10 protein-coding genes are annotated in these 16,251 nt (G+C 53.4%); all 10 read left to right on the plus strand.

From position 1 onward, the window contains the following. Nucleotides 1–443 precede the first annotated feature (443 nt). The 10 genes from lrp to NAZ64_RS15205 all read left to right on the plus strand — a co-directional run bounded on the left by lrp (nt 444) and on the right by NAZ64_RS15205 (nt 16,159). Nucleotides 444–938 (plus strand): leucine-responsive transcriptional regulator Lrp, encoded by a 495-nt coding sequence (gene lrp, locus NAZ64_RS15160; RefSeq protein ID WP_000228469.1) that lies wholly within the window; start codon nt 444–446, stop codon nt 936–938. Nucleotides 939–1,072: 134 nt separating this feature from the next. Next, nucleotides 1,073–5,188 carry a DNA translocase FtsK gene (gene ftsK, locus NAZ64_RS15165; RefSeq protein WP_483640976.1) on the plus strand — a complete coding sequence of 1,372 codons (4,116 nt, stop codon included), beginning with the start codon at nt 1,073–1,075 and terminating at the stop codon, nt 5,186–5,188. A 142-nt stretch (nt 5,189–5,330) separates the two neighbouring features. Continuing rightward, nucleotides 5,331–5,942 (plus strand): outer membrane lipoprotein periplasmic chaperone LolA, encoded by a 612-nt coding sequence (gene lolA / locus NAZ64_RS15170; RefSeq protein WP_001519746.1) that lies wholly within the window; start codon nt 5,331–5,333, stop codon nt 5,940–5,942. A gap of 9 nt (nt 5,943–5,951) precedes the next feature. After that, a complete protein-coding gene (gene rarA / locus NAZ64_RS15175; protein WP_000067786.1) occupies nt 5,952–7,295 on the plus strand; it encodes a replication-associated recombination protein RarA in 1,344 nt (447 codons plus the stop codon). Between the two features lie 258 nt (nt 7,296–7,553). Next, nucleotides 7,554–8,846 (plus strand): serine--tRNA ligase, encoded by a 1,293-nt coding sequence (gene serS, locus NAZ64_RS15180; protein ID WP_000886697.1) that lies wholly within the window; start codon nt 7,554–7,556, stop codon nt 8,844–8,846. Nucleotides 8,847–9,084: 238 nt separating this feature from the next. After that, complete coding sequence (gene dmsA, locus NAZ64_RS15185) at nt 9,085–11,529, plus strand: dimethylsulfoxide reductase subunit A (RefSeq protein ID WP_483640977.1); 2,445 nt, start codon at nt 9,085–9,087, stop codon at nt 11,527–11,529. Between the two features lie 10 nt (nt 11,530–11,539). Further along, on the plus strand, nt 11,540–12,157 hold the full coding sequence (gene dmsB, locus NAZ64_RS15190) for a dimethylsulfoxide reductase iron-sulfur subunit DmsB (protein WP_000213069.1): 618 nt from the start codon (nt 11,540–11,542) through the stop codon (nt 12,155–12,157). Nucleotide 12,158: 1 nt separating this feature from the next. Then, nucleotides 12,159–13,022 (plus strand): dimethyl sulfoxide reductase anchor subunit family protein, encoded by an 864-nt coding sequence (locus NAZ64_RS15195; protein WP_000534681.1) that lies wholly within the window; start codon nt 12,159–12,161, stop codon nt 13,020–13,022. A gap of 349 nt (nt 13,023–13,371) precedes the next feature. Next, nucleotides 13,372–14,520, plus strand: coding sequence for an MFS transporter (locus NAZ64_RS15200; protein ID WP_000109271.1), 1,149 nt, complete (start codon nt 13,372–13,374; stop codon nt 14,518–14,520). A 217-nt stretch (nt 14,521–14,737) separates the two neighbouring features. Next, entirely contained in the window at nt 14,738–16,159 is a 1,422-nt protein-coding gene (locus NAZ64_RS15205) for an APC family permease (RefSeq protein ID WP_001134260.1), read from the plus strand. Nucleotides 16,160–16,251: the final 92 nt, after the last annotated feature.

Genomic DNA, 16,251 nt, shown 5'->3' on the forward strand with positions numbered 1-16,251 from the left:
AACCGATGAACGACCGCGACAGCGACGTTATCATCACAAACTTTAATTAAAATCGGTAACTTATAAGGTGGCGAAATGACAGTTTACCGCCCTCTCTAATGAATAACTGGCATGTTGTACTAAAAATCGATGTTTTGCTTTGACAATCACCTGCTGTTTTGCGAAAACATTCGAGGAAGAAAAAAACTGTGTTATGTATGTGCTGCATAATCATGCATGTAAATACCATGTTTACCGGGCTAGTGAAATCTACGCATGGCGTGGACAGACGCCATTCGTGATGTCGATAGCTGCCGCGAGGCAACGGTCTTCTCACCATAGACCAGGCATTGCGCGCCGTTAATCCCTCTGGGTTTCGGTCTATTGTGATGGGCAGCGACTCTGAACAGTGATGTGAGTAGAGTCAGGCAGGAGTAGGGAAGGAATACAGAGAGACAATAATAATGGTAGATAGCAAGAAGCGCCCTGGCAAAGATCTCGACCGTATCGATCGTAACATTCTTAATGAACTGCAAAAGGATGGGCGTATTTCCAACGTCGAGCTTTCTAAACGAGTAGGACTTTCGCCGACACCTTGCCTTGAGCGTGTGCGTCGGCTGGAGCGACAGGGGTTTATCCAGGGCTATACGGCGCTGTTGAACCCGCATTATCTGGATGCGTCACTTCTGGTATTCGTTGAGATTACCTTAAATCGCGGCGCGCCGGATGTGTTTGAACAGTTTAATGCCGCCGTGCAAAAGCTTGAAGAGATTCAGGAGTGTCATTTGGTTTCCGGCGATTTCGACTACCTGTTGAAAACCCGTGTACCGGATATGTCAGCGTATCGAAAACTATTGGGAGAGACGTTGCTGCGCTTGCCAGGTGTGAACGACACCCGAACTTACGTAGTGATGGAAGAGGTAAAACAGAGTAATCGTCTGGTTATTAAGACACGCTAACACGGAACAGGTGCAAAATCGCCGTAGTTTGATTACACTCCTGTTAATCCATACAGCAACAGTGCCGGGGCAACCCGGTGCTGTTGTCCGTTTTAGCATCGGGCGGGAAAAGCCTGGAACCTGGAGAGCCTTTTTTGAGCCAGGAATATACTGAAGACAAAGACGTCACATTGACGAAGTTAAGCAGCGGGCGCCGACTTCTGGAAGCGTTGTTGATACTTATTGCCCTTTTTGCCGTCTGGCTGATGGCGGCCTTGTTGAGCTTTAACCCTTCGGACCCCAGTTGGTCGCAAACCGCCTGGCATGAGCCCATCCATAATTTAGGCGGCGCGCCGGGCGCGTGGCTGGCCGATACACTGTTCTTTATTTTTGGCGTAATGGCCTACACCATCCCTGTCATTATTGTCGGCGGGTGTTGGTTTGCGTGGCGTCATCAGTCTACGGATGATTACATCGACTATTTTGCTGTGTCGCTACGCCTTATCGGCGTGCTGGCGCTGATTCTCACTTCCTGCGGTCTGGCGGCCATTAATGCCGACGATATCTGGTATTTCGCCTCTGGCGGCGTAATTGGCAGCCTGTTAAGCACCACGCTGCAGCCGTTATTGCATAGTAGCGGTGGAACGATAATGCTTCTCTGTATTTGGGCTGCCGGGCTGACGCTCTTTACCGGTTGGTCCTGGGTTAGTATCGCCGAAAAATTAGGCGGCTGGCTGCTTAATATACTGACCTTCGCCAGCAACCGTACCCGGCGTGATGATACGTGGGTTGACGACGAAGAGTATGATGACGAATACGATGAAGAAACCGACGGCGTGCAGCGTGAATCTCGCCGGGCGCGTATTTTGCGCGGCGCGTTGGCGCGTCGTAAGCGACTGGCTGAAAAATTCAGCAATCCACGGGGCCGTCAGACCGATGCCGCGCTCTTTTCCGGCAAACGGATGGATGATGACGAGGACATTCAGTATAGCGCGCGCGGCGTCGCTGCCGATCCCGACGACGTTCTGTTTTCGGGCAACCGTGCGACGCAGCCGGAATATGATGAATATGATCCGCTGTTAAACGGCCATTCTGTCACCGAAGCGGTCGCCGCCGCTGCGGCCGCAACTGCCGTCACCCAGACGTGGGCAGCGTCCGCCGATCCCATAATGCAAACGCCGCCCATGCCGGGGGCTGAGCCGGTTGTCGCGCAACCGACCGTGGAGTGGCAGCCCGTACCGGGACCGCAAACCGGCGAACCGGTTATCGCGCCTGCGCCGGAGGGGTATCAGCCTCATCCGCAATATGCTCAACCGCAGGAGGCGCAAAGTGCGCCGTGGCAGCAACCTGTGCCTGTCGCTTCCGCGCCGCAATACGCCGCGACGCCAGCGACCGCAGCAGAATATGACTCTCTTGCGCCGCAGGAAACACAGCCGCAATGGCAGGCGCCGGATGCCGAACAACACTGGCAGCCGGAGCCGACCCATCAGCCGACGCCGGTTTATCAGCCGGAGCCGATAGCGGCTGAACCTTCTCACATGCCGCCGCCGGTTATCGAACAGCCGGTTACCACCGAGCCTGAACCTGACATAGAAGAGACCAGACCCGCCCGTCCTCCGCTTTACTATTTTGAAGAGGTGGAAGAGAAACGCGCCCGTGAGCGCGAACAACTGGCGGCATGGTATCAACCGATTCCGGAGCCGGTAAAAGAGAACGTGCCGGTCAAACCTACGGTATCTGTCGCGCCATCCATACCGCCAGTGGAAGCGGTAGCCGCCGCCGCGTCGCTTGACGCAGGTATTAAGAGTGGCACCCTGGCAGCAGGCGCCGCGGCCGCTGCGCCTGCCTTTAGTCTGGCTACCGGCGGCGCGCCGCGTCCGCAGGTGAAAGAGGGAATTGGTCCGCAACTGCCGCGTCCGAACCGCGTTCGCGTGCCGACCCGACGGGAACTGGCATCGTATGGTATTAAGCTGCCGTCACAGAGGATTGCAGAAGAAAAAGCCCGCGAGGCGGAGCGCAATCAGTACGAGACGGGCGCGCAGCTAACCGATGAAGAAATAGATGCAATGCATCAGGACGAATTAGCCCGTCAGTTTGCGCAGTCGCAGCAGCATCGTTATGGTGAGACGTATCAGCATGATACTCAACAGGCAGAAGATGACGATACCGCTGCGGAAGCTGAATTAGCCCGCCAGTTTGCCGCTTCGCAACAGCAGCGCTATTCCGGCGAGCAACCCGCTGGCGCGCAGCCGTTCTCACTGGACGATCTGGATTTCTCGCCAATGAAAGTATTGGTTGATGAAGGCCCGCACGAACCGCTGTTCACGCCGAGTGTCATGCCCGAATCAACGCCTGTTCAGCAGCCGGTAGCGCCACAACCGCAGTATCAGCAGCCGCAACAGTCGGTAGCGCCGCAGCCACAGTATCAGCAGCCGCAACAGCCGGTAGCGCCTCAGCCGCAGTATCAGCAGCCGCAACAGCCGGTAGCGCCACAGCCGCAGTATCAGCAGCCGCAGCAGCCGGTAGCGCCTCAGCCGCAGTATCAGCAGCCGCAGCAGCCGGTAGCGCCGCAGCCACAGTATCAGCAGCCGCAACAGCCGGTAGCGCCGCAACCGCAGTATCCGCAGCCGCAACAGCCGGTAGCGCCGCAGCCGCAGTATCAGCAGCCGCAACAGCCGGTAGCGCCGCAGCCACAGTATCAGCAGCCGCAGCAACCGACAGCGCCGCAAGACAGCCTGATCCACCCGCTGTTGATGCGTAACGGCGACAGTCGTCCATTACAGCGTCCGACGACGCCGCTGCCTTCGTTAGATCTTCTGACGCCGCCGCCGAGCGAAGTTGAACCGGTAGATACCTTTGCGCTGGAACAAATGGCGCGTCTGGTTGAAGCGCGCCTGGCGGACTTCCGCATTAAAGCTGATGTGGTGAACTATTCGCCAGGCCCGGTCATTACTCGCTTTGAACTGAATCTGGCCCCGGGCGTTAAAGCGGCGCGTATCTCCAACCTTTCCCGGGATCTGGCGCGCTCATTGTCAACGGTAGCCGTACGCGTTGTGGAAGTCATTCCAGGCAAACCTTACGTAGGGTTGGAATTGCCGAACAAGAAACGGCAAACCGTTTATCTGCGCGAAGTGTTGGATAACGCCAAATTCCGCGAGAATCCGTCGCCGCTTACCGTGGTGTTAGGTAAGGATATCGCGGGCGATCCGGTAGTGGCGGATCTGGCGAAAATGCCTCACCTGCTGGTGGCCGGTACGACCGGTTCCGGTAAGTCGGTCGGGGTTAACGCCATGATCCTCAGTATGCTGTATAAAGCGCAGCCGGAAGACGTTCGCTTTATCATGATCGACCCGAAAATGTTAGAACTCTCGGTCTATGAAGGTATACCGCATCTGCTGACAGAAGTTGTTACCGACATGAAAGACGCGGCTAACGCGTTACGCTGGAGCGTCAATGAGATGGAGCGTCGCTATAAGCTGATGTCCGCGCTCGGCGTGCGTAATCTGGCTGGGTATAACGAGAAAATCGCCGAAGCGGCCCGCATGGGACGTCCGATTCCGGACCCGTACTGGAAGCCGGGCGACAGTATGGATGTTCAGCATCCGGTTCTGGAAAAACTGCCGTATATCGTGGTACTGGTTGATGAATTTGCCGACCTGATGATGACCGTTGGCAAAAAAGTTGAAGAGCTGATCGCGCGTTTGGCGCAGAAAGCGCGCGCCGCGGGGATTCACCTGGTACTGGCGACGCAGCGTCCGTCGGTCGATGTGATTACTGGTTTAATTAAAGCCAACATACCAACCCGTATCGCTTTTACCGTATCCAGTAAGATCGACTCCCGCACCATTCTTGATCAGGGTGGCGCTGAGTCGCTATTGGGAATGGGGGACATGCTCTATTCCGGACCAAACTCCACCATGCCGGTACGTGTCCATGGGGCGTTTGTGCGTGACCAGGAAGTCCATGCGGTGGTTCAGGACTGGAAAGCGCGCGGTCGTCCGCAATATGTGGATGGCATTACCTCCGACAGCGAAAGCGAAGGTGGTGGTGGCGGTTTTGACGGCGGCGAAGAATTAGATGCGCTATTCGATCAGGCCGTTAATTTCGTCACCCAGAAGCGTAAAGCGTCCATTTCCGGCGTTCAGCGTCAGTTCCGCATCGGCTATAACCGTGCGGCGCGTATTATCGAACAGATGGAAGCGCAGGGTATTGTCAGCGCTCAGGGGCATAACGGTAATCGTGAAGTGCTGGCTCCGCCGCCTTTTGAGTAAACCTGTAAGCCGGATGGCGCTGTGCAGGCTGCCATCCGGCAACAAAATTCAGTATTTTCTTCTTTCCTCATGCTGATTTTTGGCCTGGAATAGAAAGCAAAAGGAGCTCCTGGTCGGGAGTGTCGAAACCTGAGGAATAATGATGAAAAAAATGGCAATCGCCTGTGCATTACTTTCAAGCGTTGTAGCCAGCAGCGTATGGGCTGACGCCGCCAGCTCTCTGAAAAGCCGTCTGGATAAAGTGAGCAGCTTTCATGCCACCTTTACTCAAAAAGTCACCGATGGCAGCGGTGCCGCGGTGCAGGAGGGACAGGGTGATTTATGGGTTAAGCGGCCAAATCTATTCAACTGGCATATGACGCAACCTGACGAGAGTATTCTGGTTTCTGACGGCAAAACGTTATGGTTCTATAACCCGTTTGTAGAACAGGCTACCGCCACGTGGTTGAAAGATGCCACCGGAAATACACCGTTTATGCTGATTGCCCGCAACCAGGCCAGCGACTGGCAGCAATATAATATTAAGCAGGATGGCGATAATTTTGTGCTGACGCCGAAAGCCAGCAACGGCAATCTGAAACAGTTCACCATCAATGTGGGACGCGACGGGACTATCCACCAGTTTAGCGCCGTAGAACAAGACGATCAGCGTAGCGCCTATCAGCTAAAATCCCAGCAAAACGGCGCTGTTGATCCGTCAAAATTTACGTTTACTCCGCCGCAAGGGGTAACGATAGACGACCAACGTAAGTAGAGGCGATGAGTGAGCAATCTGTCGCTCGATTTTTCTGATAATACGTTTCAACCGCTGGCCGCGCGAATGCGGCCGGAAAATTTAGCGCAGTATATCGGCCAGCAGCATTTGCTGGCCGCAGGTAAGCCGTTGCCTCGCGCTATTGAGGCCGGGCATCTGCACTCCATGATTTTATGGGGGCCGCCAGGGACGGGGAAAACCACGCTCGCTGAAGTGATCGCCCGCTACGCCAGCGCCGATGTCGAGCGTATTTCCGCCGTCACTTCTGGGGTAAAAGAGATTCGTGAAGCTATCGAGCGCGCCCGCCAGAATCGTAATGCTGGTCGCCGTACCATCCTGTTTGTCGATGAAGTGCATCGCTTTAACAAAAGCCAGCAGGACGCCTTTTTACCGCATATCGAAGATGGCACTATCACCTTTATCGGCGCGACCACGGAAAATCCCTCTTTTGAGCTGAACTCGGCGCTCTTGTCGCGAGCGCGGGTCTATTTGCTGAAATCGTTGACCACTGACGATATTGAGCAAGTACTGGACCAGGCGATGCAGGACAAAACGCGTGGTTACGGCGATCAGGATATCGTGTTACCGGATGAGACACGGCGAGCGATTGCTGAGCTGGTCAATGGCGACGCGCGGCGCGCCTTAAATACGCTGGAAATGATGGCCGATATGGCGGAGGCGGATGATAGCGGCAAACGCGTTTTATTGCCCTCCTTGTTGACCGAGATCGCCGGCGAGCGCAGCGCGCGTTTTGATAACAAAGGCGATCGCTTCTACGATCTTATTTCCGCCTTACATAAATCAGTGCGCGGCAGCGCGCCGGATGCCGCCCTCTATTGGTATGCCCGTATCATTACCGCGGGAGGCGATCCGCTGTACGTGGCGCGTCGCTGCTTGGCGATTGCCTCGGAAGATGTGGGTAATGCCGATCCGCGCGCGATGCAGGTCGCTATTGCCGCGTGGGATTGTTTCACCCGCGTTGGTCCGGCTGAAGGCGAAAGGGCGATCGCGCAGGCTATCGTTTATCTCGCCTGCGCGCCGAAGAGCAACGCCGTCTATACCGCCTTTAAGGCTGCGCTGGCCGACGCGCGCGAACGTCCTGATTATGACGTTCCTGTCCATCTGCGTAATGCGCCAACCAAACTGATGAAAGAGATGGGCTATGGCCAGGAGTACCGCTATGCCCACGATGAGCCCAATGCCTATGCTGCGGGTGAAGTGTACTTCCCGCCGGAAATCGCGCAAACGCGCTATTATCATCCGACAAATCGTGGTCTGGAAGGCAAGATTGGCGAAAAGCTCGCCTGGCTGGCTGAACAGGATCAAAATAGCCCCACAAAACGCTACCGCTAGTGTAAACGTTGCGGTAAGGTTATCTCTAAATATGATGCTCCAGGTATCATGGCGTTGATGATGAATCTCGTTATGCCTGATAGCACGTTGCTTATGAGGTCTGCGGGTATAGCGCAATGGATGCGTTGTTGCTGTCGTCGGTCAGGTAAGGCGAAAACGTCGCTATTACGTAAACGCGGTTTACGTTCATCAATACAATCAGAGGCGATCATCAATTGATCGCGTTTCCTTTTATTATTCGATAAGCACAGGATAAGCATGCTCGATCCCAATCTGCTGCGTAATGAGCCAGACGCAGTCGCTGAAAAACTGGCACGCCGGGGCTTTAAGCTGGATGTAGATAAGCTGCGCGCTCTTGAAGAGCGTCGTAAAGTTTTGCAGGTCAACACGGAAAACCTGCAGGCGGAGCGTAATTCTCGATCGAAATCCATCGGCCAGGCGAAAGCGCGCGGGGAAGATATCGAGCCTTTACGCCTGGAAGTGAATAAACTGGGCGAAGAGCTGGATGCGGCGAAAGCCGAGCTGGATACCTTGCTGGCGGAGATCCGCGATATCGCGCTGACCATCCCAAACCTGCCTGCGGATGAAGTGCCGGTAGGTAAAGATGAAAACGACAACGTTGAAGTCAGCCGCTGGGGTACCCCGCGTGAGTTTGATTTTGAAATCCGCGATCACGTCACCTTAGGGGAAATGCACTCCGGCCTCGACTTTGCCGCCGCGGTTAAGCTGACCGGCTCCCGTTTTGTAGTGATGAAAGGACAGATTGCGCGTATGCATCGCGCATTGTCGCAGTTCATGTTGGATCTGCATACGGAACAGCACGGCTATAGCGAAAACTACGTGCCGTATCTGGTTAACCACGACACGCTGTATGGCACCGGTCAACTGCCGAAATTCGCAGGCGACTTGTTCCATACCCGTCCGCTGGAAGAAGAAGCAGACAGCAGCAACTATGCTTTGATCCCGACGGCGGAGGTTCCGCTGACCAATCTGGTACGCGATGAAATCATCGACGAAGATCAGCTGCCGATTAAAATGACGGCGCATACGCCTTGTTTCCGTTCTGAAGCAGGTTCTTATGGTCGTGATACCCGTGGCCTGATTCGTATGCATCAGTTTGACAAAGTGGAAATGGTGCAGATCGTTCGCCCGGAAGATTCTATGGCTGCGTTGGAAGAGATGACCGGCCACGCGGAAAAAGTGCTCCAGCTACTGGGACTGCCGTATCGTAAAATCATTCTGTGCACTGGCGATATGGGCTTCGGCGCCTGCAAAACCTATGACCTCGAAGTCTGGGTTCCGGCGCAGAATACCTACCGCGAGATCTCTTCCTGCTCTAACGTCTGGGACTTCCAGGCGCGTCGTATGCAGGCACGCTGTCGCAGCAAGTCCGACAAAAAGACCCGTCTGGTCCATACCCTGAATGGTTCTGGTCTGGCGGTAGGTCGTACCCTGGTGGCCGTGATGGAAAACTATCAGCAGGCTGATGGCCGCATTGAAGTGCCGGAAGTATTACGTCCGTACATGAACGGACTGGAATATATCGGCTAATCCTCGCTTTCTCCTTTTCTAAAAAGCGCCTTCGGGCGCTTTTTTTATGCCAGTTTGATACCGGACAATAATCCCTACCCTATTAGGGGTAATACTGATTTCGAATGAAGGTCAGTTTTTAACGCTATTTTTCTATTTTTTCGATATATATCAGACTTTATAGCGATGTTATCGCTATATAAAATTCTATACATCGTTTTATTGTTTTTTTTTATTGTGAGCAGCAGAGTGAGCCCTTATGAAAACTAAGATCCCTGATGCCGTGCTGGCAGCCGAGGTGAGCCGTCGTGGTTTAGTCAAAACCACCGCGATAGGCGGCCTGGCGATAGCCAGTAGCGCATTTACCCTGCCATTTACCCGCATCGCTAACGCCGCAGAGGCAATAAGCCCGGCGAAAACCGGCGAGAAAGTCGTCTGGAGCGCCTGTACGGTAAACTGTGGCAGCCGTTGTCCGCTACGTATGCATGTTGTGGATGGCGAAATCAAATATGTAGAAACGGATAATACCGGAAACGATGATTATGATGGCCTGCACCAGGTTCGCGCCTGCCTGCGCGGTCGTTCTATGCGTCGTCGCGTCTATAACCCGGATCGGCTCAAGTATCCGATGAAGCGCGTCGGCGCGCGCGGCGAAGGTAAATTTGAGCGTATTAGCTGGGACGAAGCCTACGATATCATTGCCACCAATATGCAGCGTCTTATCAAAGAGTATGGCAACGAGTCCATTTATCTGAACTATGGCACGGGTACGCTGGGCGGCACTTTGACACGTTCATGGCCGCCGGGAAAAACGCTGGTCGCTCGTCTGATGAACTGCTGCGGCGGTTATCTTAACCACTACGGTGATTACTCTTCCGCGCAAATCGCAGCGGGTCTGAACTACACCTATGGCGGCTGGGCGGATGGCAATAGTCCATCCGACATTGAAAACAGTAAGCTGGTGGTGTTGTTTGGTAATAACCCTGGCGAAACCCGCATGAGCGGGGGCGGTGTAACCTATTATCTTGAACAGGCGCGGCAGAAATCAAACGCGCGGATGATCATTATCGACCCTCGTTACACCGACACTGGCGCTGGTCGTGAAGATGAGTGGATTCCGATTCGTCCAGGTACCGATGCGGCGCTGGTCAATGGTCTGGCATATGTCTTAATCACCGAGAACATGGTCGATCAGCCGTTCCTGGATAAATATTGCGTCGGTTATGACGAAAAAACCTTGCCTGCCAGCGCGCCGAAAAACGGTCACTACAAAGCCTATATTCTTGGCCAGGGTAAAGACGGTATCGCGAAGACGCCGGAGTGGGCGGCGCAAATTACCGGTATCCCGGCGGATCGCATTATTAAGCTGGCGCGAGAAATCGGCAGCGCTAAACCCGCCTATATTTGCCAGGGGTGGGGACCACAACGTCATGCTAATGGAGAAATCGCCACGCGCGCCATCTCAATGCTGGCGATCCTGACGGGTAATGTTGGGATTAACGGCGGTAACAGTGGCGCGCGCGAAGGGTCTTATGCCCTGCCATTTGAACGTATGCCCACGTTGGAAAATCCGGTTGAAACCAGCATCTCCATGTTTATGTGGACCGATGCCATTGAACGCGGCCCGGAAATGACGGCGTTGCGTGATGGCGTGCGGGGGAAAGATAAGCTGGACGTGCCGATCAAAATGATCTGGAACTATGCTGGCAACTGTTTGATTAACCAGCACTCTGAGATTAACCGCACCCACGAAATCCTGCAGGATGACAAGAAATGCGAAATGATCGTCGTTATCGACTGTCATATGACCTCGTCGGCAAAATACGCCGATATTCTGTTGCCTGATTGCACTGCTTCTGAGCAGATGGACTTTGCGCTGGATGCCTCCTGCGGAAACATGTCTTACGTTATCTTCACTGACCAGGCGATTAAACCGCGCTTCGAGTGTAAGACGATTTATGAGATGACCAACGAACTGGCGAAACGTCTTGGCGTGGAACAACAGTTTACCGAAGGACGGACGCAAGAAGAGTGGATGCGTCATCTGTACGAACAGTCGCGTAAATCCATTCCGAATCTGCCCACCTTTGAGGAGTTCCGTAAGCAAGGCATCTTCAAACAGCGTGACCCCGAAGGCCACCATGTCGCCTATAAAGACTTCCGCGAAGATCCGCAAGCGAATCCACTTACAACGCCATCGGGCAAGATTGAAATCTATTCACAGGCGTTGGCGGATATCGCCGCCACCTGGGAGCTGCCGGAAGGCGACGTGATCGATCCATTACCGATCTACACGCCAGGTTTTGAAAACTATAACGATCCGCTAACGGATAAATTCCCGCTGCAGCTGACGGGTTTCCACTATAAAGCGCGTGTGCATTCCACTTATGGCAACGTAGACGTACTGAAAGCCGCCTGTCGCCAGGAAATGTGGATTAACCCAATGGATGCGCAGAAACGCGGTATCAACAATGGCGATAAAGTCCGCATCTTCAACGATCGCGGCGAAGTACATATCGAGGCTAAAGTGACGCCGCGCATGATGCCGGGCGTGGTCGCCCTGGGAGAAGGCGCATGGTATGACCCGGATGCAAAACGCGTGGATCAGGGCGGATGTATTAACGTACTGACGACCCAACGTCCTTCTCCGCTGGCGAAGGGGAACCCGTCACATACGAACCTCGTTCAGGTTGAAAAGGCGTAAGGAGTAACCGATGACAACCCAGTATGGATTTTTTATTGATTCCAGCCGTTGCACCGGTTGCAAAACCTGCGAACTGGCCTGCAAGGACTACAAAGATTTGACCCCGGATGTCAGCTTCCGCCGCATTTATGAGTATGCGGGCGGCGACTGGCAGGAAGATAACGGCGTCTGGCACCAGAACGTCTTTGCCTATTATCTCTCCATCTCCTGTAACCACTGCGAAGACCCGGCCTGTACCAAAGTCTGCCCGAGCGGCGCGATGCACAAGCGCGATGACGGTTTTGTGGTGGTGAACGAAGAGGTCTGTATCGGCTGTCGCTACTGCCACATGGCCTGCCCGTACGGCGCGCCGCAGTACAACGCGGCCAAAGGTCATATGACCAAGTGCGACGGCTGTTACGACCGGGTGGCGGAAGGCAAAAAACCGATCTGCGTCGAATCCTGTCCGCTGCGAGCGCTGGACTTTGGTCCTATCGACGAGCTGCGTAAAAAACACGGTGAGCTGGCTGCCGTCGCGCCGCTGCCGCGCGCGCATTTCACGAAGCCGAATATTGTGATTAAACCCAACGCCAACAGCCGCCCGACCGGGGACACCACCGGTTATCTGGCCAATCCGAAGGAGGTATAAGATGGGAAGTGGATGGCATGAATGGCCGTTGATGATCTTCACGGTCTTTGGTCAGTGCGTGGCCGGTGGTTTTATTGTTCTGGCTCTGGCGCTGATGAAGGGCGACCTGCGCGCGGAAACGCAGCAGCGGGTGATCGCCTGTATGTTTGGTCTGTGGGTGCTGATGGGGATTGGCTTTATCGCCTCGATGCTGCATCTGGGCTCGCCGATGCGCGCGTTTAACTCGCTTAACCGCGTGGGTGCTTCCGCACTGAGCAATGAAATTGCCAGTGGCTCGGTGTTTTTTGCGGTCGGCGGGATTGGCTGGCTGTTGGCGGTACTGAAAAAGCTGCCGCCGGCACTGCGCACACTCTGGCTGATTATCACGATGGTACTGGGCGTCGTCTTCGTCTGGATGATGGTACGCGTCTATAACAGCATCGATACAGTACCGACTTGGTATAGCGTCTGGACGCCGCTGGGCTTCTTCCTGACGCTCTTTATGGGGGGGCCGCTACTGGGTTATCTGCTGCTGCGCATCGCGGGCGTGAACGGTTGGGCGATGCGTCTGTTGCCTGCGGTGTCGGTGCTGGCGCTGGTGGTTATTGCCATTATGGTGGCCATGCAGGGCGCGGAACTGGCGACGATTCACAGTTCCATTCAGCAGGCGTCTGCTCTGGTGCCGGATTATGGCTCGCTGATGGCCTGGCGTATGGTGCTGCTTGCGGCGGCGTTGTGCTGCTGGATTGTGCCACAGTTAAAAGGGTATCAACCTGCGGTACCGTTGCTCTCTGTCGCCTTCATTCTGATGCTGGCGGGGGAATTGATTGGCCGCGGCGTATTCTATGGGCTGCATATGACCGTGGGCATGGCGGTAGCCAGCTAACGCGTTGACGCGTATTCGGCCTGCAGAACGTGCAGGCCGAATACGCCTTTAGCCGCCATCAATTTAAGGGATATAACCGGGGCGGAGAAGGTGCATATAAATCCATAGAGAAGAAAACGAAGCTAAAGGAACCATGAAATTTTTCGACTGAACAAAACGCCGATTTTGCGGGTTAGATCAATAAAAACAAGGGGATGATTTTTTAGCCTTTTAATATATTCACGTGCAGAATAAGTAAATCAAATCGATAGTCTCAAAACTTGCGGATCGCCCATGCGGAGCCGATTGACAATGTTTTTGGCGATGGCATGATGCGCATGAAATTTGAACTTCCTCACGGTTTTTATTCATGTCCACCTATACCCGTCCCGTCATGCTTTTGCTGTGCGGGCTACTTTTGTTGACCCTGGCCATTGCGGTACTGAATACGCTTGTGCCGCTGTGGCTTGCTCAGGCAAACCTTCCGACCTGGCAGGTGGGGATGGTCAGCTCGTCTTATTTTACCGGCAATCTGGTCGGGACGTTATTTACCGGGTATTTAATTAAACGCATTGGGTTTAACCGTAGCTATTATCTTGCCTCGCTGATCTTCGCCGCGGGTTGTGTCGGGTTGGGCGTGATGGTGGGGTTCTGGAGCTGGATGAGCTGGCGTTTTATTGCCGGTATCGGCTGCGCCATGATTTGGGTGGTTGTCGAAAGCGCGTTGATGTGCAGCGGAACCTCGCATAATCGCGGGCGCCTGCTGGCTGCCTATATGATGGTCTATTACATGGGGACCTTCCTTGGACAATTATTGGTCAGTAAAGTATCTGGTGAATTGCTGCACGTCCTTCCCTGGGTGACCGGAATGATTCTGGCGGGAATTCTGCCGCTACTCTTTACCCGAATTGTAAATCAGCAAACGCAGGCACGTCATTCCTCTTCTATTAGCGCCATGCTGAAGCTACGCCAGGCGCGTCTTGGCGTGAATGGTTGCATTATTTCCGGCATTGTTCTTGGTTCATTATATGGCCTGATGCCGTTATATCTGAAGCATCAGGGGATGGCTAACGCCAGCATCGGTTTCTGGATGGCGGTGCTGGTGAGCGCCGGCATTTTGGGGCAATGGCCAATGGGACGTCTGGCGGACAAATTTGGTCGCTTGCTGGTGTTACGCGTACAGGTCTTCGTTGTCATACTCGGTAGTATTGCCATGTTAACCCAGGCGGCGATGGCGCCAGCTCTGTTTATTCTGGGGGCGGCGGGTTTTACGCTTTATCCTGTTGCAATGGCCTGGGCCTGTGAAAAAGTCGAACACCACCAGCTTGTGGCAATGAACCAGGCACTGTTGTTAAGTTATACAGTAGGGAGCCTGTTGGGGCCGTCTTTTGCTGCGATGTTAATGCAGAATTATTCAGATAATCTGCTGTTTATTATGATCGCCAGCGTATCGTTTATTTATCTGCTGATGCTGTTACGTAACGCCGGCCAGACGCCTAATCCTGTCGCCCACATCTAACTGTTCTCTGAATCGTATGCAGGACGTGAGTCTTGCATACTCTTTGTTTATGTTTTACGTAAAATAATTGACCTGCATAATTTTCTTGCTTTACTGAAAAATAAAATGTGCCGAAGGTTATAATTTTGCGCTCCTCTATTTTCTCTCTTCGTCTTTACCGCGCATAATTCCCCGCTTCATTTATAGTAATAGCATTGTGTTCACGAAGGATCACGTTATGCCGAATGTGCAGGAAAAACAGTTGCGATGGTACAACATCGCCCTGATGTCGTTTATTACCGTTTGGGGATTCGGCAATGTTGTCAATAACTATGCTAACCAGGGGTTAGTGGTTGTCTTCTCCTGGGTGTTTATTTTTGCGCTCTATTTTATTCCTTATGCCTTAATCGTGGGGCAACTGGGCTCAACCTTCAAAGAGGGAAAAGGGGGCGTCAGTACCTGGATTAAGCATACGATGGGGCCGGGGTTGGCTTACCTTGCGGCATGGACTTATTGGGTCGTGCATATTCCCTACCTGGCGCAAAAGCCGCAGGCGATACTCATTGCATTGGGATGGGCTTTAAAAGGCGACGGCTCGTTGATAAAAGAATATACCGTCGTTGCCTTGCAGGGGCTGACGCTGGCATTGTTTGTTTTCTTTATGTGGGTTGCTTCCAGGGGGATGAAATCGCTAAAGGTTGTTGGGTCTGTGGCCGGGATTGCCATGTTTATCATGTCAATTTTATATGTTGTGATGGCAGTGACCGCGCCAGCAATTACAAACGTTGAAATTGCGACCGCAAACATCACCTGGCAGTCATTTATTCCTCATATCGATTTTACCTATATCACCACTATCTCTATGTTGGTCTTTGCGGTTGGTGGGGCAGAGAAGATCTCGCCTTATGTCAACCAGACGCGGAATCCAGGAAAAGAATTTCCGAAGGGGATGCTCTTTTTAGCCGTCATGGTTGCGGTCTGCGCTATCCTCGGTTCGTTGGCGATGGGAATGATGTTTGATTCCCGGCATATACCTGACGATTTAATGACCAATGGGCAATATTATGCATTCCAGAAATTGGGTGAGTATTACCATATGGGTAATTCATTAATGGTGATTTATGCCATTGCCAATACTCTGGGGCAAATCGCCGCGCTGGTGTTTTCTATTGATGCGCCACTAAAAGTATTGCTGGGTGATGCAGACAGTAAATATATCCCGCAGCGCTTATGTCGTACTAACGCTTCAGGTACGCCAGTTAACGGTTATTTGCTGACATTGGTGTTGGTCGCTATCTTGATTATGTTGCCAACGCTTGGCATCGGCGATATGAACAACCTGTACAAATGGCTGCTTAATCTCAACTCAGTTGTTATGCCGCTGCGCTATCTGTGGGTATTTGTCGCCTTTATTGCTGTCATTCGACTGGCGCAAAAGTACAAACCCGAATATGTGTTTATTCGCAACCGGGCGTTGGCGTTAACTGTGGGAATATGGTGTTTTGCCTTCACCGCGTTTGCCTGCCTTACCGGTATTTTCCCCAAAATGGAGGCGTTCACACCGGAGTGGACATTCCAGCTGACGTTGAACATCGTGACGCCTTTTGTCCTGGTCGGGTTGGGATTAATTTTCCCACTGCTGGCGCGTAGAAACACATAACTACGCTCTTTTCCACGGCGCTCCTGTCAGGCGAGCGCCTTTTAAGGTCACAGGTGCCTGGGTTCCAGGCGGAGACCATGGTATTAACAGGC

This window comes from Salmonella sp. A1325 (genome assembly GCF_056991255.1).